This is a genomic window from Kitasatospora sp. NPDC059327 (genome assembly GCF_042752535.1).
In the GTDB taxonomy this organism is placed as follows: Bacteria; Actinomycetota; Actinomycetes; order Streptomycetales; family Streptomycetaceae; genus Kitasatospora.
This window is the reverse complement of sequence record NZ_JBHYYB010000007.1, coordinates 168,754-188,365: the sequence shown is the minus strand read 5'-3', so window position 1 is coordinate 188,365 and position 19,612 is coordinate 168,754. Positions and strand designations below refer to the sequence as shown.

Sequence of the window (19,612 nt, the reverse complement as noted above, 5' to 3'; positions counted from 1 at the left end):
CGGCGGGCTGCGGATCGGCCCGCTCCGGGCAAGAACCCGCGGCCCACCCACCTCGGCGAACACCCACGGCGGGCAGCGGCCGGGGGCGTACGCGACGACCTGCCGCGGCTCGGCAGTGGGGTAGCGGCAGCCGGTCACCGCGCTGCCCTCCTGGACCGCCGGTCCACCTCGACACTCCGAGCGCCGCCGCTCCACCCCGGAGCGGCGGAGAATCATGACGTAGTGACCGGAAGATTTTGACGTATCGATGCAAATTCCTCCAAGCTTCCTGCCCTAGGATCGCAAGCATGACTCGACGACTTGCGGAAGTGGCGAAGAAGGTCGGGATGAGCGAGGCGACGGTCAGTCGCGTGCTCAACGACAGGCCCGGCGTGTCGGAGAGCACCCGGGTGGCCGTGCTGACGGCGCTGGACGTGCTCGGGTACGAACGGCCGACGCAGTTGCGCGGGCTGCGGTCACGGCTGGTGGGCCTGGTCCTGCCGGAGCTGCAGAACCCGATCTTCCCGGCCTTCGCGGAGAGCGTCGGGGCGGCGCTCGCGCAGCACGGCTTCACCCCGGTGCTCTGTACCCAGACGGCCGGTGGGGTGTCCGAGCCGGAGTACGTGAACCTGCTCCTGCAGCAGCAGGTCTCGGGGGTGGTGTTCTTCGGCGGCCTCTACGCCCAGGACGACGCCCCGCACGGGCACTACGCCCAGCTGTTCGAGCGGGGTGTGCCGACCGTCCTGCTGAACGCCGGCACCGGCGCGCTCGACTTCCCCCGGGTGTCCTGCGACGACGCGGTGGCGATGGAGCAGGCCTTCGGGCACCTGCGGCAGTTGGGGCACCGGCGGATCGGCCTGGTCCTCGGTCCGCAGGACCACGTCCCGTCGAACCGCAAGCTCGCCGCCGCGCGCGGGTTCGCCGCGCGTTCCGGGGTCGAGCTGCCGGAGTACCTCGTCGAACGGGCACTGTTCTCCATCGAGGGCGGCCAGGCGGCGGCCGGGCGGCTGCTGCGGCACGGCGTGACCGGGATCGTCTGCGCCAGTGATCCGCTGGCCCTGGGGACGATCCGCGCCGCGCGCCGGCACCGGCTGGCCGTTCCGGCGGACCTCTCGGTGATCGGCTACGACGACTCCCCCTTCATGACCTGCACCGATCCGCCGCTGACCACGGTCCGCCAGCCGATCGAGGCGATGGCGAAGGCGGCCGTGGAGCTGCTGGTCAGCGAGATCGCGGGGGCCCGGGTGGACCACGACGAAGTGTCCTTCGAGCCGGATCTGGTGGTGCGGGCGTCCAGCGGTCCGGCGCCCGGCCGCAGCGCGGCGTCGGGGCGGAGTCAGGGCCCGCCGAGCCTTCCCGCACCGGCCCCCGCAGGTCGCCCGCGGGCGTCCTAGCGGGCGTCCCGGCGGGTGTCCGACGGCCCGTCGGAAGGGCTCCCTGGAGGGTGCGAGCCGTGGCTCGCACCCTCCTGCCATGCCCGGGGATCGGCCGGTCGAAGCCCCTCGGTTCGCAAAGTCACGACCTGGCATCGTGTTTTTGCGAAATCCCGTCGACATCTTGTGGTCATCTGTCGAGGAGTGGTTAAGTGAGCCGCGCCGCCAGGGGCACCCACCGCCGGGCCCGCGCAAGGTCCGTGACGGCTGCCCCCGGAAGCACCGAGAGCCGCTCACCCTGGTGCATCACCTCACCCGCACGTCGCACGCCCCCGTGCCGTCCGCAGGACAGCACGGCCCCCACCGGAACTACATGGGCCCTCCCGCGCCCCGAGCGCCGACCGTGCCCACCGTGCTTGTAGAAGGGTCCACCCGAACATGAAGACAAACGGGCTTCTCCACAGATCGGCCGTCGCGGTCGTCGTCGCCGGCCTCGCGTTCTCCGCCGCCGCGTGCAGCAGCTCCGGCGGCGGGTCGTCGTCGGGCGACGACGGCAGGGCGAGCGACGCCACGGCCCCGCTGGACCCGGCCACCAAGGTCACCATCACCGCCGACTGCCAGCCGCCGACCACCAAGCCGGCCGAGCGCAAGCAGTGGGACGACGACATCGCGGCGTTCCACAAGATCTACCCGAACGTCACGATCAAGGCCACCGACGGGCAGCCGTGCGAGGAGCCCGCGAAGTTCACCGCGCAGCTCGCCGGCAAGACCCAGCCCGACCTCTTCTACGCGTACTTCACCGACACCAACCAGATCCTCGACGCCGGTGCGGCGGCGGACATCTCGGCGTACGTGAACGACAAGACCGTCCCGGCGCTGAAGGACATCGACCCGTCGGTGCTCGCCACCCTCAAGGACGCCGACGGCAAGCTCTACGGTCTGCCCGTCACCAACTACAAGATGGGCCTGATCTACAACCGCAAGCTCTTCGCGCAGGCGGGCCTGGACCCCGACAAGCCGCCGACCACCTGGGCCGAGATCCGCGAGGACGCCAAGAAGATCGCCGCGCTCGGCAACGGCGTCAACGGCTACGGCGACTACAGCGCCACCAACCAGGGCGGTTGGCACTTCACCGCCGAACTGTACGGCCTCGGCGGCACGATGCTCTCCGCCGACGGCAAGAAGACCGCCTTCAACAGCGCCGAGGGCAAGCAGGTCCTGCAGAACCTGTACGACATGCGCTGGACGGACAACACCATGGGCGGCGCCCAGGGCCTGAAGTGGCCGGACCTGATGACGCAGACCTCCACCGACAAGCTCGGCATCTACGTCGGCGCGCCGGACGACATCACGTACATGGTGCAGACGCTCAAGGGCAACTACGAGGACTACGGCATGGGCCCGATGCCGGGCGGCAAGGCGGCGCTGCTCGGCGGTGACGGCCGCTTCTTCAAGAAGGGCTCCACCCCCGACCAGATCAAGGCCGGCGTCGCCTGGGTCAACTTCAAGTACCTGACCATGGGCAAGGGCCAGTTCGACTACGCCCGCAACAAGACGGACGGCCTGCCGGTCGGCATCCCGCAGCCCAACTTCTTCGGCGGCGCCTCGCTCGCGGCCGACAACGCCGCGAAGGCCGCCAGCGCGACCGTCCCGGTGAAGAACTACGCGCCGTACGTCTCGACCCCGGTCCCCGGCAAGACCGAGCCCGCCAACGCCCAGCAGCTCTACAAGGTGTTGGACGCCGCCGTCTCCGCCGTGCTGACCGACAGGAACGCGAACATCGACAAGCTGCTGACCGACGCCGAGAGCCAGGCCAACCAGGTGCTCTCCAGCCTCCAGTAGCGGTGGACGGGGGCCGGCCCGCCCGGCCGGCCCCCGTGCCCCGGCAACCGTCCGACCAGCCCGTAGAGCCAGCACACCAGGAGAACCGATGGCCGGGACCATCTCCCCCTACAAGACCAACCGCCGGCCCGCGCGGGCGGGCGGCGCCCCCACCGGGCGCGGCACCGGCGGCCGGGAGCGCTCGGGGCTCGGCCGGAAGGTCCGCCGCAACCTGTCGGCGCACGGGTTCCTCTTCGGGGCCCTGGTGTGCTTCGGCTTCTTCACCTGGTACCCGATGGTCCGCGAAGTCGTCATGAGCTTCCAGAAGACCAAGCGGGGCCGGACCACCTGGGTGGGGTTCGACAACCTGAGGCGGATCCTCGAGGATCCGGACTTCTGGCACGCCTGGCGCAACACCTTCCTGTTCACCCTGCTCGCGCTGGTCCTCGGGTTCGCCCTGCCGTTCTTCGTCGCGGTGCTGCTCAACGAACTGCGGCACGCCAAGGCCTACTTGCGGATCCTGGTCTACCTGCCGGTGATGATGCCGCCGGTCGCCGCGGTGCTGCTCTTCAAGTACTTCTACAACCCGGACTACGGTCTCTTCAACGAGATCCTCAAGACCCTGCACCTGCCCACCTCGGCCTGGCTCAACTCCCCGGACACCGCCATGGTCTCGGTGGTGATCGCGGCCACCTGGATGAACATGGGCGGCGCCACGCTCATCTACCTGGCGGCCCTGCAGGGCATCCCCGGCGAGCTGTACGAGGCGGCCGACCTGGACGGCGCCGGCCTGCTGCGCAAGCTCTGGCACGTGACCATCCCGCAGACCAGGCTGATCCTGTCGCTGCTCCTGCTGCTGCAGATCGTCGCGACCATGCAGGTCTTCGTGGAGCCGTTCCTGCTCACCGGCGGCAACGGTCCGCAGAACTCGACCATGACGGTCGTCTACCTGGTCTACGAGTACGCCTTCGACCTGGGCGGCAACAACTACGGCGTCGCCTCGGCCCTCGGGCTGGTCATGCTCGTGGTGCTCGCCGGGTTCTCCGCCCTGTACGCGCGGCTGAGCCGCACCGCCGACAACGACTGAGAAGGGAGCCGACCGTGGCAGCCAAGGAACCGCGGATGCGGACGCTCGTCCCGCAGACCCAGCTCGACCGGCCGCTCGGGAAGGCCGTCTACTGGACGGTCCTCACCGTCGTGGTGGTCGTCTTCACCCTGGTCTTCATCGGCCCGCTGTACTGGCTGGTGACCGGTGGCCTGAAGTCCACCCAGGAGGTGATCCAGAGCCCGCCGACGCTCTTCCCGTCGGAGATCCACTGGGGCACCTACGCCACCGCGTGGAGGGAACTCAAGCTCGGGCGGTTGCTCTTCAACACCGTCTACTACGCCTTCGGCGCCCTCGCCTTCCAGCTGGTCTTCGACGTCGCCGCCGCCTACTCGCTCTCCAAGCTGCGGCCGGTCCTCGGCAACGTGGTCCTCGGCATGATGCTCGCCACGCTGATGATCCCGTCGGCGGTGCTGATCGTGCCGCAGTACCTGACCGTGCTGGACCTGCCGCTGCTGCACCTCAACCTGATCAGCACCCCGTGGGCGATCTGGCTGCCGACGGTCGCCAACGCCTTCAACATCTTCCTGCTGAAGCGCTTCTTCGACTCCATCCCGCAGGACCTGCTCGCCGCCGCGGCCATCGACGGCGCCGGCCCGCTGCGGACACTGCGCTCGATCGTGCTGCCGATGTCCCGGCCGATCCTCGGGGTGGTCTCCATCTTCGCCGTGGTGAACGTCTGGAAGGACTTCCTCTGGCCGATGCTCGTCCAGCCGAACCCGGCGGACCAGACGCTCAACATCGGCATCAGGTCACTCGCCACCGGCGTCCCGCAGAACGTCATCGTCGCCGCGCTGGCCATCGCCTCGGCGCCGACCATCGTGTTCTTCCTGGTCTTCCAGCGCAGCATCATGTCCGGGCTCACCTCCGGTGGCCTCAAGGGCTGACCGGGCCCCGGGCGCACCCGAACGGCCGCCGGCCAGGACTCCCGTCCCCGCGGGCGGGCCGACGGCCCGGCCCACCACGCTCCTCCCGCTTCCAGTCGAAAGGACCCCCCACCGTGGGACAGAACCCCAGGCACCCGTCCGAGCCGTCGGACTGGTGGCGCGACGCGGCGATCTACCAGGTCTACCCGCGCAGCTTCGCCGACGGGAACGGCGACGGTACCGGAGACCTGGCCGGGGTCCGCTCCCGCCTCCCCTACCTCGCCGAACTCGGTGTCGACGCCATCTGGTTCAACCCCTGGTACCCGTCCCCGATGGCCGACGGCGGCTACGACGTGGCCGACTACCGCGACGTCGACCCGCTGTTCGGGACGCTCGCCGAGGCCGAGAAGCTGATCGCCGAGGCGCTCGGACTCGGCATCCGCACCGTGGTGGACATCGTCCCCAACCACGTCTCCTCCGAACACCCCTGGTTCCGGGCGGCACTGGCGGCGGCCCCCGGCAGCCCCGCGCGCGAGCTGTTCCACTTCCGACCCGGCCGCGGCCCGGACGGCGAACTGCCGCCCAACGACTGGGTGTCCGAGTTCGGCGGCTGCCCGTGGACCCGCACCACCGACCCCGACGGCACGCCGGGCGACTGGTACCTGCACCTGTTCGCCGTGCAGCAGCCCGACCTCAACTGGGCGCACCCGCTGGTCCGCCTCGAACACGAGTCGATCCTCCGCTTCTGGTTCGACCGCGGCGCGGCCGGGGTGCGGATCGACTCCGCGGCGCTGCTCGCCAAGAACCCCTCGCTGCCCGACTTCGTCAAGGACGTCGATCCGCACCCGTACGCCGACCTGGAGGAACTGCACGAGATCTACCGGAGCTGGCGGGCGATCGCCGACTCCTATCCCGGCACCCGGATCCTGATCGGCGAGGTCTGGCTCCCCGACGCCGAGCGGTTCGCCCGCTACCTGCGCCCCGACGAGCTGCACACCGCCTTCAACTTCGACTTCCTCGCCCGCCCCTGGGACGCCGAGGGCCTGCGCGCCTCGATCGACTCCACCCTGGCCCTGCACGCCCCCGTCGGGGCGCCGGCCACCTGGGTGCTCTGCAACCACGACGTCACCCGGACGGTCACCCGGTACGGGCGCCGGGACACCCGCTTCGACTTCGCCACCAAGGCCTTCGGCACCCCCACCGACCTGGCCCTCGGGCTGCGGCGGGCCCGCGCGGCGGCGCTGCTGTCGCTCGCGCTGCCCGGCGCCGTCTACCTCTACCAGGGCGAGGAGCTCGGCCTGCCCGAGGTCGAGGACCTGCCGGTCGAGCGGCTCCAGGACCCGATGCACCTGCGCTCCGGCGGCACTGACCCCGGCCGGGACGGCTGCCGCGTCCCGCTGCCGTGGTCGGGCACCGCGGCGCCGTACGGCTTCTCGCCGCCGGGCGTCGAGCCGTGGCTGCCGCAGCCCGCCGACTGGGCGGCGCTCACCGTGGAGGCGCAGTGCGCCGACCCCGGCTCGATGCTGGCGCTCTACCGCACCGCCCTCGCCGTCCGGCGCGCCGACGCCGGTCCGCACGGCGACGCGTTCGCGTGGCTGCCCGGCGATGCCGGGGTCCTCGCCTTCCGCCGGGGCACCGGGTTCAGCTGCGTCGTCAACTTCTCGGCCGCCCCGGCGCCGCTGCCCACCGGCGCCACCGTGCTGCTGGCCAGCGGTCCGCTCGCGGACGGACACCTCCCGGCGGACACCGCCGTCTGGCTGCACGGGGCCTGACCGGCCGGCTCCCCGGCCGCGGCGGGCCCGGGGAACGGCCGGTCCGCGGGCACGGGACCGCCTGAGGGTGCCGCCGCCCGCCGCCAGCCGCGCCGTCCTCGACGGGACGGGCGCGGCTCCACCCCGCAGCACGCACCGCGCCACCGCTCCGCCCTCCGGCCGGCCGCACCACCGCCGGCCGCACCACCGCCGGCCGCCGTTCGACCGCGCCCCGGACCGACGGAGCGCCGCCACCCGCCCTGAGTACGTCGGCCCCTCCTCCGGAGGCTCCAGATGATCTCGGCTCGCGCCCCACCCCCTCGGGCTCCCCTCACACCGCCGGACACCCGGGCATCGCCATGCCCGCACACCCGGACGGCACTCACGGATCGGCACCCGAGGAGACGGTTCTCCACGTCTCCGCGCCCCCACCCTGTCATCCTGACGAGATCCAGAGGACCCCAGTGAGATCGACAGCTCCCCTTCCCCGGCTGATAGCCGCGCTGGCCTCGGCCGGCCTGCTGATCGTCGCCGGCCCGCTGCTGCCCGCGCGCGCCGCGGGCGGCCCCAACCTCGCCGCCGGCAAAGCCGTCTCCGCGAGCAGCGCGACCGACGGCCGGACCGCGGGCTTCATCAACGACGGTGACCAGAACACCTACTGGGAGAGCGGCAACAACGCGCTCCCGCAGTGGGTCCAGGTCGACCTCGGCAGCGGCACCAGCGTCGACGAGCTGGTGCTGAAGCTGCCCGGCGGGTGGGAGACCCGCACCGAGACGCTCGCCGTCCAGGGCAGCGCCGACGGCACCAGCTTCACCACCGTCTCCGGCTCGGCGGCGTACTCGTTCGGTCCCGGCAACGCCAACACGGTGAAGATCTCCTTCCCGGCGACCAACACCCGCTACGTCCGGCTGGCGATCTCGGCCAACACCGGGTGGCCGGCCGCGCAGATCTCCGAGCTGGAGGTGCACGGCGCCACCGGCACCGGCGGCAACCTGGCCCTGGGCCGGACACTGTCCTCCAGCAGCACCTCGCAGGCCTACACCGCCGCGAACGCCAACGACGGCAACCGGGCGAGCTACTGGGAGAGCGCCAACAACGCGCTGCCGCAGTGGATCCAGGCCGACCTCGGCGCGGCGGTGCCGGTCAACAAGCTGGTGCTGAAGCTGCCCGGCGGCTGGGAGGCCCGCACCCAGACCCTGACGGTGCAGACCAGCAACGACGGGACCACCTTCGCCGACCTGGTGGCCTCCGCCGGCTACCTGTTCGACCCGGCGTCCGGGAACACGGTGACGCTGAACCTGAACACCACCACGACCCGGTACGTCCGGCTGAAGGTCACCGCCAACACGGGCTGGCCGGCCGCGCAGTTGTCCGAGTTCGAGGTCTACGGACCGGCCACCGGGGACACCCAGGCGCCGACCGCCCCCTCCGGTCTGGCCTACACCCAGCCCGCCGCGGGCCAGATCAAGCTGACCTGGAACGCCGCCAGTGACAACACCGGCGTCACCGGCTACGACGTCTACGCCGACAACACGCTGCTCAGCAGCGTCGCGGGCAACGTCCTGAGCTACACGGACAGCCGTCCGGACAGCGCCACCGTCTCCTACTTCGTGAGGGCGAAGGACGCGGCCGGCAACCAGTCCCCGAGCAGCAACACCGTCACCCGCACGGGTGCCTCCGGCGACACCCAGGCACCGTCCGCACCCACCACGCTGACGTTCACCCAGCCGGCCTCCGGCCAGGTCCGGCTGGCCTGGGGCGCGTCCGCCGACAACGTGGGGGTGACCGGCTACGACGTGTACGCCAACGGCGCCCTGCGCGGCAGCGTGGCGGGCAACGTCCTGAGCTACCCGGACAGCCAGCCCGACACCGCGACCGTCTCGTACTTCGTGAAGGCGAAGGACGCGGCCGGCAACCAGTCCGCGAGCAGCAACACCGTGGTGCGGACCGGCAGCGGCGGTGGCGGCGGGACCAACCTGGCCGGGGGCAAGCCGATCTCGGCCAACTCCAGCGTCTTCACCTTCGTCGCGGCGAACGCCAACGACAACGACACCGCCACCTACTGGGAGGGCGCGGGCGGCAGCTACCCCAACACCCTGACCACCCAGCTGGGTTCGAACGCGATCGTGAACTCGGTCGTGGTCAGGCTCAACCCGGCGGCGGCCTGGGCCACCCGGACCCAGACCATCGAGGTGCTGGGCCGCGAGCAGAGCGCGAGCGGCCTCACCAGCCTGTCGGCGGCGAAGTCGTACACCTTCGACCCGGCCTCGGGCAACACGGTGACCATCCCGCTGTCGGCCACGGTGGCCGACGTCCAGCTGAGGATCACCGCCAACTCGGGTTCCGCGGCCGGCCAGGTCGCCGAGTTCCAGGTGATCGGCGCCCCGGCGCCCAACCCGGACCTGGTGGTCACCGCCACCTCGGCCGCGCCCGCCGCCCCGGTCGAGACCGATGCCGTCACCCTGTCCGCCACCGTGAAGAACAACGGCACGGCGCCCTCCGGCGCGACCGGAGTCACCCTCTACCTGGGGGCCACCAAGGTCGGCACCGCGCAGGTCGGCGCGCTGGCCGCGGGCGCGTCCAGCACGGTCTCGGTCGCCGCGGGCCCGCAGAACGCGGGCAGCTACCAGGTGATCGCCAAGGTCGACGAGGCCAACGCCGTCATCGAGCAGGACGAGACGAACAACAGCTACACCAACCCGACCGCGCTGGTGGTCGCCCCGGTCGCCAGCTCGGACCTGGTCGCCGCGCCGGTCAGCTGGACCCCGGGCAACCCGGCGGCCGGCAACAACGTCACCTTCACGGCGGCGATCAAGAACCAGGGCACCGTCGCCTCGGCGGGAGGCGCGCACGGCGTCACCCTGACCGTCGCGGACACCACCACCGGCAGCGTGGTCAAGACGCTGACCGGCTCCTACACCGGCGCCATCGCGCCGGGCACGACCACCACCCCGGTGAACCTGGGCGGTTGGACCGCCGGCAACGGCAAGTACACCGTGCGGACGGTGATCGCCGACGACGCCAACGAGCTGCCGGTCAAGCAGGCCAACAACACCAGCAGCCAGCCCCTGTACGTCGGTCGCGGCGCCAACATGCCGTACGACACCTACGAGGCGGAGGACGGCGTCCTCGGCGGCGGCGCGGCCGTGGTCGGCCCGAACCGCACCGTCGGCGACCTGGCGGGCGAGGCCTCCGGCCGCAAGGCCGTCACCCTCGACTCCACCGGCAGCTCGGTCGAGTTCACCACCAAGGCCAGCACCAACACGCTGGTCACCCGGTTCTCCATCCCGGACGCGGCCGGCGGCGACGGCATCACCTCGACGCTGAACGTCTACGTCAACGGCAGCTTCCTCAAGGCCATCGACCTGACCTCCAAGTACGCCTGGCTGTACGGGAACGAGACCTCTCCGGGCAACTCGCCGGGCGCCGGCGGCCCGCGCCACGTCTACGACGAGGCGAACATCCTGCTCGGGACGACCGTCCCGGCCGGCAGCAGGATCAAGCTGCAGAAGGACGCCGCCAACACCACCACCTACGCGATCGACTTCGTGAGCCTGGAGCAGGCCACCGCGATCCCCAACCCGAACCCGGCCACGTACGTGGTGCCGACCGGCTTCGCCCAGGGCGACGTCCAGGCGGCCCTGGACAAGGTCCGGATGGACACCACCGGCACCCTGGTGGGCGTCTACCTGCCGGCCGGTGACTACCAGACCGCCAACAAGTTCCAGGTCTACGGCAAGGCCGTCAAGGTCGTCGGGGCCGGCCCGTGGTTCACCCGCTTCTACGCGCCGACCGACCAGTCCAACACGGACGTGGGCTTCCGGGCCCAGTCGACGGCCAACGGCTCCACCTTCTCCGGCTTCGGCTACTTCGGGAACTACACGTCCAGGATCGACGGCCCGGGCAAGGTGTTCGACTTCGCGAACGTCTCCGGCATCACGATCGACAACATCTGGACCGAGCACATGGTCTGCATGTACTGGGGTGCCAACACCGACTCCATGGTGATCAAGAACTCGCGGATCCGGGACACCTTCGCCGACGGCATCAACATGACCAACGGCAGCACCGACAACCTGGTCAGCAACAACGAGGCCCGGTCCACCGGTGACGACAGCTTCGCGCTCTTCTCCGCCATCGACGCCGGCGGCGCGGACGAGAAGAACAACGTCTTCGAGAACCTGAGCACCATCCTGACCTGGCGCGCGGCCGGCGTCGCGGTCTACGGCGGGTACGACAACACCTTCCGCAACATCTACATCGCCGACACCCTGGTCTACTCGGGCATCACGATCAGCTCGCTGGACTTCGGGTACCCCATGAACGGCTTCGGCACCATCCCGACCAACCTGCAGAACATCTCCATCGTCCGGGCCGGCGGCCACTTCTGGGGCTCGCAGACCTTCGGCGGCATCTGGGTCTTCTCGGCCTCCAAGGTGTTCCAGGGCATCCGGGTGAGCGACGTGGACATCGTCGACCCGACGTACCACGGCATCATGTTCCAGACGAACTACTCCGGCGGCCAGCCGCAGAACCCGGTCACCGACACGGTCTTCACCAACATCTCGATCTCCGGGGCCCGGCGCAGCGGCGACGCCTTCGACGCCAAGTCCGGCATCGCGGTGTGGGCCAACGAGTCGGCGGAGCCCGGCCAGGGCCCGGCGGTCGGCTCGGTGACCTTCAACAACCTCCGGATGAGCAACAACGTCCAGAACATCAAGAACACCACGTCGACCTTCACCATCACCGTCAACCCGTAGTGGTCACGCGGTAGTCAGCGGATCCGGTGCCGCCGGGGGGCCACGCCTCCCGGCGGCACCGCCGTGCTCGGGCCCGGTGCCGGTGCCTACGGCCGGCGGTCGGCCACGACCGCGCGCCGACCAGGAGGTCGGAGCCGCTCAGGCCCGCGCTCCCGTGCTGCCCTCGGCCATCGGGTCGGCCAGGTAGGCGTCCAGGTCCGGCCGGGCCGGCGCGAGCACGTGCCGTACCCAGGACTCCCGCTCGTGGGTGATCGGCGGCAGCTCCCACACGCACCCGATCCACGGCCGGGTCTGCACCCGGAAGTGGGTCGGATCGAGGTCGGGGCAGTCCAGCGCCGGCTGGCCCGCCGCCGCCCCGCGGAAGTGCAGCACGTTGTCCCACACCCAGGAGTAGACGTTCAGATAGGCGCCGGTGTCGCCCCCGCGGTGCAGCACCAGGAAGCCGGCCGACGGCGTGCCGTCCGGCTCGGGCAGCAGCTCGGGCAGCACGGCGTAGGCCGCCCGCTCGACCTCGGGCGCGATGCCCGCCGGATCGGCGCTGACGTGGTAGCACTTGAAGCGACGCCCGCCCACCTCGATCGGGGGCGGGGTCCACAGGAACTTCTCCTCGAAAGCCATGACCGCAGGCTAGGACCCCTCCACTGACACCCTCTGTCAGTGGAGTGCCGCAGAATCCTCCTCATGCGCGCCGGCCGACTGCTCTCGATCCTGCTGTTGCTCCAGACCCGCGGCCGGATGACCGCCGCGGAGCTGGCCGCCGAGCTGGAGGTCTCCGTCCGGACGGTCTACCGGGACACCGAGGCCCTGCACGCGGCCGGCGTCCCGCTGTACGGGGACGCCGGGCACCGCGGCGGCTACCGGCTGCTCGACGGCTACCGCACCCGCCTCACCGGCCTCAACCCGGAGGAGGCCGAGGCGCTCTTCCTCTCCGGTGTCCCCGGCCCGGCGGCGGAGCTCGGCCTCGGTTCCGTGCTGGCCGCGGCGCAGCTGAAGGTCCGCGCCGCGCTGCCGCCCGCGCTGCGCGAGCAGGCCGGCCGGATCCAGGCGCGGTTCCATCTCGACGCGCCCGGCTGGTACGCGCAGGCCCGGCCGGTCCCGTTCCTGCCGGCGGTCGCCGACGCGGTCTGGAACGGCCACGTGCTGCAGCTGCGCTACCGCCGCTGGAAGGAGCCCACCGAGGTGGACCGGCGGCTGGAACCGTACGGACTGGTCCTCAAGGCGGGCCGCTGGTACCTGGTCGCGGCGCCCGGCCCGCGCGTCTACCGGATCGACCAGATCCTCGGACTCCAGCGGCTGGAGGGCGGATTCCGGGTGCCCGGGAACTTCGACCTGGCCGCCTACTGGCAGGCCCACCAGGCGGAGTTCCACGCCTCGCTGCACACCGCGGACGCCGTCGTCCGGCTGTCGCCCGAGGGCGCGGCCCGGCTCACCGGCCCGGCCGGCCGGGCCCTGCGGGCCACCGGTGAACCCCAGGCCGACGGCTGGACCCGCGCCGTCCTCCCGATCGAGTCGCTGGACCACGCCTGCCGGGAGTTCCTCGCCCTGGGCGCCGAGGTCGAGGTCCTCGAACCGCCCGCGCTGCGCGAGCGGATGGCGGCGACCGCCCGCGCGATCGCCGCCCTGCACGCCGGCCCGGACACCCCACCGGCCGCGTGACCCGGAGACCGGGTGGCGGGGTGCCGGGTGCCCCCCCGGACAGGCCGAGGCCCTCCGGCCCGCGCGGGGCGGGCCGGAGGGCCTCGGTGGGAGCCCGGAGTCAGTCCGAGGTCACGAGGTGTAGGCCTCGAACTCCGAGAGCTGCGCCGCGGGCCAGCCGGTGTTGCCGCCGAACGCGAGCCTCAGGTAGCGGGCGCTGGTGCCCGGGACGGAGACCGTCACGGTGTTGCCGCCGGCCGGGTCGAAGGTGTAGCCGGCCGCGCCCTTCACCGTGGTCCAGTTGATGCCGTCGGTGCTGGCGAGCACGCTCAGGGTCTCGGTCCGCGTGGCCCAGGCGGTGGCCGGGGGCAGCTTCAGGACGAGGCGGCCCACGGGGGTGGCGACGCCGAGGTCACCCGTCAGCGACTGCGGGAAGGCGTTCGCGGTGCTCTCCCAGTAGCTGGACGGGTCACCGTCGTTCGCCTTGGCGGCGCCGTAGACGTCCACGGTGCTGGTGGCGCTCAGCGACTTGCCCGCCAGCAGGTTGGTGGTGGCCGGCGGCGTGGTGGGCGGGGTGCTGGTGGGCGGGGTGCTGGTGGGCGGGGTGCTGGTGGGCGGGGTGGTGGTGGGCGGGGTGGTCGATCCGGTGGCGCGGACCTCCAGCTCGGAGAGCTGCGCCGCGGGCCAGCCGGTGTTGCCGGTGACGGTCACCCGGACGTAGCGGGTGTCGGTCCGGGCGAAGCCGACGGTCGCGGTGTTGCCGGTGGCCGGGTCGAGGGTGATGCCCGCCGACGGGGCCAGGGTGCTGAACGAGACGCCGTCGGTGGAGCCCTGGACGGTGACGGTCTCGGTGCGCTTCTCCCAGCCGGAGGGGAGCTTGGCGGTCACGCTGCCGACCGCGGTGACGGCGCACAGGTCGACGGTGATCGACTGCGGGAAGGCGTTGTTGGCGCTCTCCCAGTAGCTGGCGGCGTTGCCGTCCACCGCGTTGGCCGCGGTGTAGGTCTGGTTGGTGCTGGTGGCGGTGACCGTCTTGCCCTGGGCCAGGTTGCCGGTGCCCGGGTGGCAGGCCGGCGGCGTGGTCGGGGTGGTCGGCGACGCGGTCGGGCTGGCCGGCGGGGTGGTCGGCGTGCTGGGCGAGGGGCTCGGCGAGGAGGTTCCGCCGCCGGTGGACGGCTGGCCGCCGTAGGTCCACTGCGGGGTGGGCCAGGTGCCGCCGCAGGTGGTGCCGTTGTTCCAGCCGGAGTTGCCGCCGCCGTCGGCGATCACGAAGCCGCTGCCGACGCAGTTGTGGATCGGGGTGGCCGCCTGGGCGATGTTCCTCGCCTTGACGTTGGTGAACCTCATGCTGGCGTTGGCCTGCGCCTGGATGGCGTAGGTGCCGGCACCGTCGATGTTCACGTTGGTGAAGTTGATCCCGCTGGCCGAGCCGTCGATGGTCTGGACGGCCTCGTAGGAGCTGTCCAGGATGTCGGTGTCGGTGATGTTGATGGTCGCGCCGGCGATCGGCTCGTTCAGGCCGTCGAACCAGATCGCGCCGACGCCGAACTGCCAGTTGAAGTCGCTGTTGCCGGTGCGGATCAGGGTGTTGCGGGCGGCGGTGATGGTGCCCGCCACGGCCGTCCCGCTGCCGGAGTTGACCCCGGGGTAGCGGTTGGCGATGTGCAGGCCGCCGCCGTTGCTGATGGTGTCCGACATGACGTTGTCGGAGATCGTGAAGTCCTTGCCGCCGTAGGTGACGATGTTGTTCGCCAGGATCGGCAGCACCACGGTGTTGTGGGTGAAGCTGTCGTCGACGTTCGGCACCCGCTCCGGCCAGGAGGCCAGGCCGTCGTCACCGGTGTTGCGGACGAAGGTGTTGGTGACGGTCGAGTTGGTGACGCCGGTGTGGAAGTTCACGCCGTCGGCCGTCTGGTCAAGGATCCGGCTGTTCTTGACGGTGAAGCGGTCCATCGGACCGTCCATCCAGGCGCCGACCTTGGTGTGCTGGAGCCAGAGGTTGTCCAGGGTGGAGTTGGACATCGCGCCGCCGACCGCGTTGACCTGGTCCTCGTCGACCCGTTCGCGGATGTCGCCGATGATGGCGAAGTCCTTGAGGGTGACGTTCTGGCTCGGTCCGCCCTGGCCGACGTACTTGCCGTAGACGCCGGCCGCCTTGGCGCGGTTGTTCGGGTCGCGGCCGCCCAGCACGCTGTACCAGGGGCCGGCCCCGGCCAGCGTCACGCCGTCGACCACCACGTGGTCGTAGAGGGTGAAGGTGCCCTGCGGGATGTAGACCGTGCGGCCCTGGGACTGACCGGCGTTGACGGCGGCCTGGAACCGGGCGGTGGAGTCGGTGGCGCCGGTGGGGTCGGCCCCGAAGTCGGCGACCACGTCGATGGCCCCGGCCGGCTTGCCGATCGGGGCTCCGACCTGCTCGAAGTCGGCCAGGTCGATGGTGAAGCTGGGAGACTGCGCGGTCGAGGCGACCTGGAGCCGGATCTTCGTCCCGGCCGGGTAGGTCGTCCCGAACATCGTCCGGGTCTCGTCGAAGAAGTGGTGCGGGTTGGTGTCGCCCGGGTTGTTGTTGAACGGGTAACCGCCGTAGTACCAGCTGTACTTGGACGTGACGTCGACGCTCTTCAGCTTGCTGCCGTTGACCAGCAGGTCGATCGAGGCGTCCCGCCCCTTGCCGTCCGCGGTGTCGGGCAGGCTGTAGCGGAAGTCGATCGAGTCGGCCGGCGCGGTGAGGGTGAACTCCACGTACTGGCCGACCGCGCCCAGCGTCACCGCCTGGCGGCCGGAGGCCTCCGAGGGCAGGTGGCCGTAGAGCCGGTCGGGGCCGATCACCGACCCGTTGGTGGCCGCGTACTCGGCCTCCTGCTCCTTGAACGGGACGGTGGCGCCACGGCCGGAGACGTTCAGCGGCGAGAGCGTCGGGACTCCGGCGGCGCGGGCCGGGGTGGCGGTGCCGACGACGGCGGCCGTGAACAGGCCGGCGCTGCCGAGCGCGACCGCGGTCAGCGCGGCGACGCTGCTCCGTAGCCGGCGGGCGGGCGGTGACTGCATATCGGTTACACATCCTTGCTGGTCGTGGGGGGCGTGCCAGAGGGGTGGGGACCAGACGGCAGGGCGGGCGGCACCGGCACGGGCGCTGCGGCGCTCCGGCGTTGCGGCGTTGCGGCGTTGCGGACGATCGGATTGCGCGGAGGCTTCGAACGTGTGGCGCGGTGGTTTCGGCCGAGCGAGGAGAGACTATGGGCGCCGTCGCATGAAGTCCATATGAAAGAGCAAAAATCTGACACTAACAGCGCAAGATTCGTTCAGGCGGCCGATGTTCCCGCGTCACAAGCGAGGGCGGCGACGGGGATCAAGCACCCCGTCGGCGGCGGCCGGTGATCGTCCACACCTGGACGATCACCGGCGCCGGCCGTAGAACGTGATCAACTCAGCCGGCACACAAGCCCGTTGGGCACCTCCTCCTGAGTACACGTACTCATGTGACGCGCCCGGGACCGATGCGAAGCTCCCGGTACGAAGTTCGCGCGGCCGACCGGCACCGACCGGGGCGCCGCCGCGACGGACGCACGAGGAGCAGGGAGAACAGCGATGAGATGGTTCAGGACCGTGTGCGGCGCCGCTCTGGCGGCGACCTTGTGCCTGGGGCCGGCCGGGACCGCCGGCGCGGCGGGCCACACCGGAGGGCCCGGGTCGACGACCGTCGGCGGGTCCGGGGCGACGACCACCGTCCAGGGCGACGGAAGCGATCTGGAGGCGGCCGGCGCCTACTGGACGCCGGAACGGATGGCGGCCGCGGTGACCGCGGAGGCCGGCCGGGAGGCGGCCGCGAGGTCCGCGGCCGGACTGCCCGCCGCGGCGGACGGCGCGACGGCGGACGGCGCGGCGGCGGACGCGGCGAAGTCCTCGGCGAACAGGACCGTCGGGCGCGTCTTCTACACCAACCCCGTCACCCAGCAGGACGGCACCTGTTCGGCGGGCGCCATCAGCAGCCCCTCGCGGATGATGGTGGTCACGGCGGGACACTGCATCGTGACCGGCGGCAGCGGCTACCACGGGCAGACGCCGAACTGGTTCAGGACCCGCTGGATCTACGTGCCCGCCTACAACGGCGCCGACCCGTACCCGTACGGCTTCTTCACCATGAAGCGCGCCCGCGCCTTCGTCGACTGGGTCGACGACGCGAGCCCCGAGGCCGACGTCGCCTTCGTGACGGTCAACCCCAACGCGCAGGGCCAGAAGGTCGTCGACGCGACCGGCGCCAACGCCCTGACGTGGAACCAGACCGCCGAGGTGTCCCTGACCGCCTACGGCTACCCCGGCAACGTCGACAACGGGGAGTACCAGGTCGACTGCACCCGCACGATCGAGAGCCGCGTCCTCGTCCCGCTCCTGATCGAGATGCCCTGCAACCTGATCGGCCAGGGCGCCAGCGGGGGGCCCTGGCTGTGGACGGACCCGAAGACGTTCGTGACCTCCGTCAACGGCGTCACGAGCACCTACGAGGACGGCAGGATCTTCAGCCCGTACTTCAACGACAACGTCCACACGATGTGGCTCAACCAGGGCTCCGTCACCTGACCGGAGCATGCTGGTGCCGCTCCCGGGCGCCCGTCACGACGACGGCGGACCCGGGAGCGGCGGCGTCCGTGGGGGCCGGCCCCCACGGGTGCGTCAGGAGGTGACGGAGACCTGGTCCACCGTCCAGAACGCGCTGTTGGTGCCGGTGTAGCGGAACTGGAGCTGCGCGGTGGTGGCACCGGCCGGGACGGTGACCGGGAGCTTCTCGAAGCCGTTGAGGTCGCTGCGGTAGGACTTGACCAGCTGCGGGGCGCCGGTCCCGAAGACGATGTACAGGTCGCCGGTCTGCGGCCCGTCCACCTTGTAGTCGGTGGCGAAGGACACGACCGCCTGGGTGCCGCTGACCGGGAACGCGGGGCTGACCAGGGTGGAGTCGAACTGCCCGGCGCCGTGCGACTTGTCGTCCCACTCGTCGGAGTCGGCGACCGCGAAGACGTTGCGGGCGCGGACGTTGGTCTCCCGGGACTGACCGAGCTGGGAGGCCGTCCAGAACTCGTCCGTGGCGAAGGTCCAACCGCGCCACTCGGTGACGCCACCGCTCGGCATCCGGGAGTTGTCGATGGTCCAGCCGCTCGGCGGGGTGTGGGTCCAGCCCTTGGTGGCGGCGGGAATGCCGGTCTCGTCCACCCGGGCCTGCAGGCTCGGGCGCAGCGCGTCGAACGCGTCGGGGACGATCTCGTCGATCGGCTTGCCGTCGAGCTGCCAGGCCGGCTGGAGGGCGACGCCCTCGTGCTTGAGCACGGTGGGCGCGATGTCGACCGGCTTGATGTCGAAGCGCTTCGAACCGGCCGCGTAGCCGGCCCCGTTGACGATCTGGAAGGTCTGGCGCTCGGCGGCGCTGTTCCCGCCGTGGCCGCCCGCGTCGGTGTGGCCGTGGTCGGTGGTCACGATGATCAGCCAGTCCTCGGACGCGTAGGTCGCGCGGCCGCGGACCGCCTGGAGGACCTGTCCGACCAGGGCGTCCACCGAGTGGATCGCGGCGGCGTACTGGGTGCTGGCGCCGCCGTAGCTGTGGCCCGCCTCGTCGACCTGGTCGAAGTGCAGGAAGGTCGTGTCGGGGTTGCCGTTGGCGAGGTAGTCGACGGCGTCCGAGGCGGTCTTGACGTCGTTCTCGCTCTCGGTGATCCGCAGGTCCGCCTTGCCGTTGAAGACGTTGTCGGCGATCGGGTTCCAGGAGGCGGCGACCAGGGTGGAGGCGCTGGGCGACGCCGTCTCCAGGCGGGTGGCGAGGTCCGGGTAGAGGTCGAAGCGCGAGCCGACGAAGTTGTTGTCCTTGACGCCGTGCTTGTCGGGCCAGACGCCGGTGGCGATGCTGGACCAGCCCGGGCCGGAGAGCGTCGGGGCCAGCGGGTTGGCGTACAGGTTGCTGGTGGCGGTCAGGCCCGAGGCCATCAGCGCCTTGAGGTTGGGCGCGTCGGCGGTCACCAGCTTGTCGTAGCGGGTGCCGTCGACACCGATCACCAGGGTCTTGGCCGTCTTGGTGCCGTTCGGCAGACCCTTGTACGGACCGGTGGCCGCCGAGGCCTGGACACCGGTGAGCGGCAGCAGCGCCGCGGTGAGCGTGGCGGTGGCCAGGGCGGCCCGGACGGAACGGGACATGTGCACAGGAACTCCAGGGGAGACGGAGATGGGTGCGGGACGGGCGGGCCGGGATGAGGCACCATCGCGGCGGGCGCCGCTGAAGAGCTTGGAGTCGCGCGGCTATCCCCTGGTCTCCCTCAAAATACGGTTGTATGAACAACTG

At 71.3% G+C, this 19,612-nt stretch carries 11 protein-coding genes; 8 read left to right on the top strand and 3 right to left on the bottom strand.

The annotated features are described in order from the left end of the window. Window positions 1-287: 287 nt before the first annotated feature. The 6 genes from ACFXHB_RS07465 (at window position 288) to ACFXHB_RS07440 (ending at window position 11,655) form a co-directional block, all read left to right on the top strand. Window positions 288-1,373: a LacI family DNA-binding transcriptional regulator gene (locus ACFXHB_RS07465; protein ID WP_380572861.1), complete on the top strand. Its 1,086-nt coding sequence runs from the start codon at window positions 288-290 to the stop codon at window positions 1,371-1,373. Between the two features lie 417 nt (window positions 1,374-1,790). Beyond that, the gene (locus tag ACFXHB_RS07460) at window positions 1,791-3,194 is read left to right on the top strand and encodes an extracellular solute-binding protein (protein WP_380572860.1); all 1,404 of its coding nucleotides are present in this window, start codon (window positions 1,791-1,793) and stop codon (window positions 3,192-3,194) included. Between the two features lie 88 nt (window positions 3,195-3,282). After that, a complete protein-coding gene (locus ACFXHB_RS07455; RefSeq protein WP_380572859.1) occupies window positions 3,283-4,260 on the top strand; it encodes a carbohydrate ABC transporter permease in 978 nt (325 codons plus the stop codon). Between the two features lie 35 nt (window positions 4,261-4,295). Next, window positions 4,296-5,165, top strand: a complete 870-nt coding sequence (locus tag ACFXHB_RS07450; RefSeq protein WP_380572887.1) for a carbohydrate ABC transporter permease — start codon at window positions 4,296-4,298, stop codon at window positions 5,163-5,165. Between the two features lie 113 nt (window positions 5,166-5,278). Beyond that, window positions 5,279-6,916 (top strand): glycoside hydrolase family 13 protein, encoded by a 1,638-nt coding sequence (locus ACFXHB_RS07445; RefSeq protein WP_380572858.1) that lies wholly within the window; start codon window positions 5,279-5,281, stop codon window positions 6,914-6,916. A 443-nt stretch (window positions 6,917-7,359) separates the two neighbouring features. Further along, window positions 7,360-11,655, top strand: coding sequence for a discoidin domain-containing protein (locus ACFXHB_RS07440; RefSeq protein ID WP_380572857.1), 4,296 nt, complete (start codon window positions 7,360-7,362; stop codon window positions 11,653-11,655). A 138-nt stretch (window positions 11,656-11,793) separates the two neighbouring features. On the opposite strand, the gene ACFXHB_RS07435 is transcribed toward ACFXHB_RS07440, so the two are convergent. After that, window positions 11,794-12,273 (bottom strand): hypothetical protein, encoded by a 480-nt coding sequence (locus ACFXHB_RS07435; protein WP_380572856.1) that lies wholly within the window; start codon window positions 12,271-12,273, stop codon window positions 11,794-11,796. A gap of 63 nt (window positions 12,274-12,336) precedes the next feature. Between ACFXHB_RS07435 and ACFXHB_RS07430 the strand changes: the two genes are divergently transcribed. Further along, window positions 12,337-13,311 (top strand): helix-turn-helix transcriptional regulator, encoded by a 975-nt coding sequence (locus ACFXHB_RS07430; protein ID WP_380572855.1) that lies wholly within the window; start codon window positions 12,337-12,339, stop codon window positions 13,309-13,311. 111 nt (window positions 13,312-13,422) lie between these two features. Here ACFXHB_RS07430 and ACFXHB_RS07425 read toward each other — a convergent pair whose 3' ends face one another. After that, window positions 13,423-16,338: a discoidin domain-containing protein gene (locus ACFXHB_RS07425; RefSeq protein ID WP_380572854.1), complete on the bottom strand. Its 2,916-nt coding sequence runs from the start codon at window positions 16,336-16,338 to the stop codon at window positions 13,423-13,425. Between the two features lie 540 nt (window positions 16,339-16,878). On the opposite strand from ACFXHB_RS07425, the gene ACFXHB_RS07420 reads away from it, so the two are divergent. Beyond that, window positions 16,879-17,868: a trypsin-like serine peptidase gene (locus ACFXHB_RS07420; RefSeq protein WP_380572853.1), complete on the top strand. Its 990-nt coding sequence runs from the start codon at window positions 16,879-16,881 to the stop codon at window positions 17,866-17,868. 93 nt (window positions 17,869-17,961) lie between these two features. On the opposite strand, the gene ACFXHB_RS07415 is transcribed toward ACFXHB_RS07420, so the two are convergent. Next, window positions 17,962-19,467: an alkaline phosphatase family protein gene (locus ACFXHB_RS07415; protein ID WP_380572852.1), complete on the bottom strand. Its 1,506-nt coding sequence runs from the start codon at window positions 19,465-19,467 to the stop codon at window positions 17,962-17,964. Window positions 19,468-19,612: the final 145 nt, after the last annotated feature.

Coding starts and splice junctions, on each gene's coding strand:
- ACFXHB_RS07455 (WP_380572859.1), top strand. CDS start 3,283: ATGGCCGGGACCATCTCCCCCTACAAGACCAACCGCCGGCCCGCGCGG.
- ACFXHB_RS07420 (WP_380572853.1), top strand. CDS start 16,879: ATGAGATGGTTCAGGACCGTGTGCGGCGCCGCTCTGGCGGCGACCTTG.
- ACFXHB_RS07430 (WP_380572855.1), top strand. CDS start 12,337: ATGCGCGCCGGCCGACTGCTCTCGATCCTGCTGTTGCTCCAGACCCGC.
- ACFXHB_RS07415 (WP_380572852.1), bottom strand. CDS start 19,467: ATGTCCCGTTCCGTCCGGGCCGCCCTGGCCACCGCCACGCTCACCGCG.
- ACFXHB_RS07450 (WP_380572887.1), top strand. CDS start 4,296: ATGCGGACGCTCGTCCCGCAGACCCAGCTCGACCGGCCGCTCGGGAAG.
- ACFXHB_RS07465 (WP_380572861.1), top strand. CDS start 288: ATGACTCGACGACTTGCGGAAGTGGCGAAGAAGGTCGGGATGAGCGAG.
- ACFXHB_RS07460 (WP_380572860.1), top strand. CDS start 1,791: ATGAAGACAAACGGGCTTCTCCACAGATCGGCCGTCGCGGTCGTCGTC.
- ACFXHB_RS07425 (WP_380572854.1), bottom strand. CDS start 16,338: ATGCAGTCACCGCCCGCCCGCCGGCTACGGAGCAGCGTCGCCGCGCTG.
- ACFXHB_RS07435 (WP_380572856.1), bottom strand. CDS start 12,273: ATGGCTTTCGAGGAGAAGTTCCTGTGGACCCCGCCCCCGATCGAGGTG.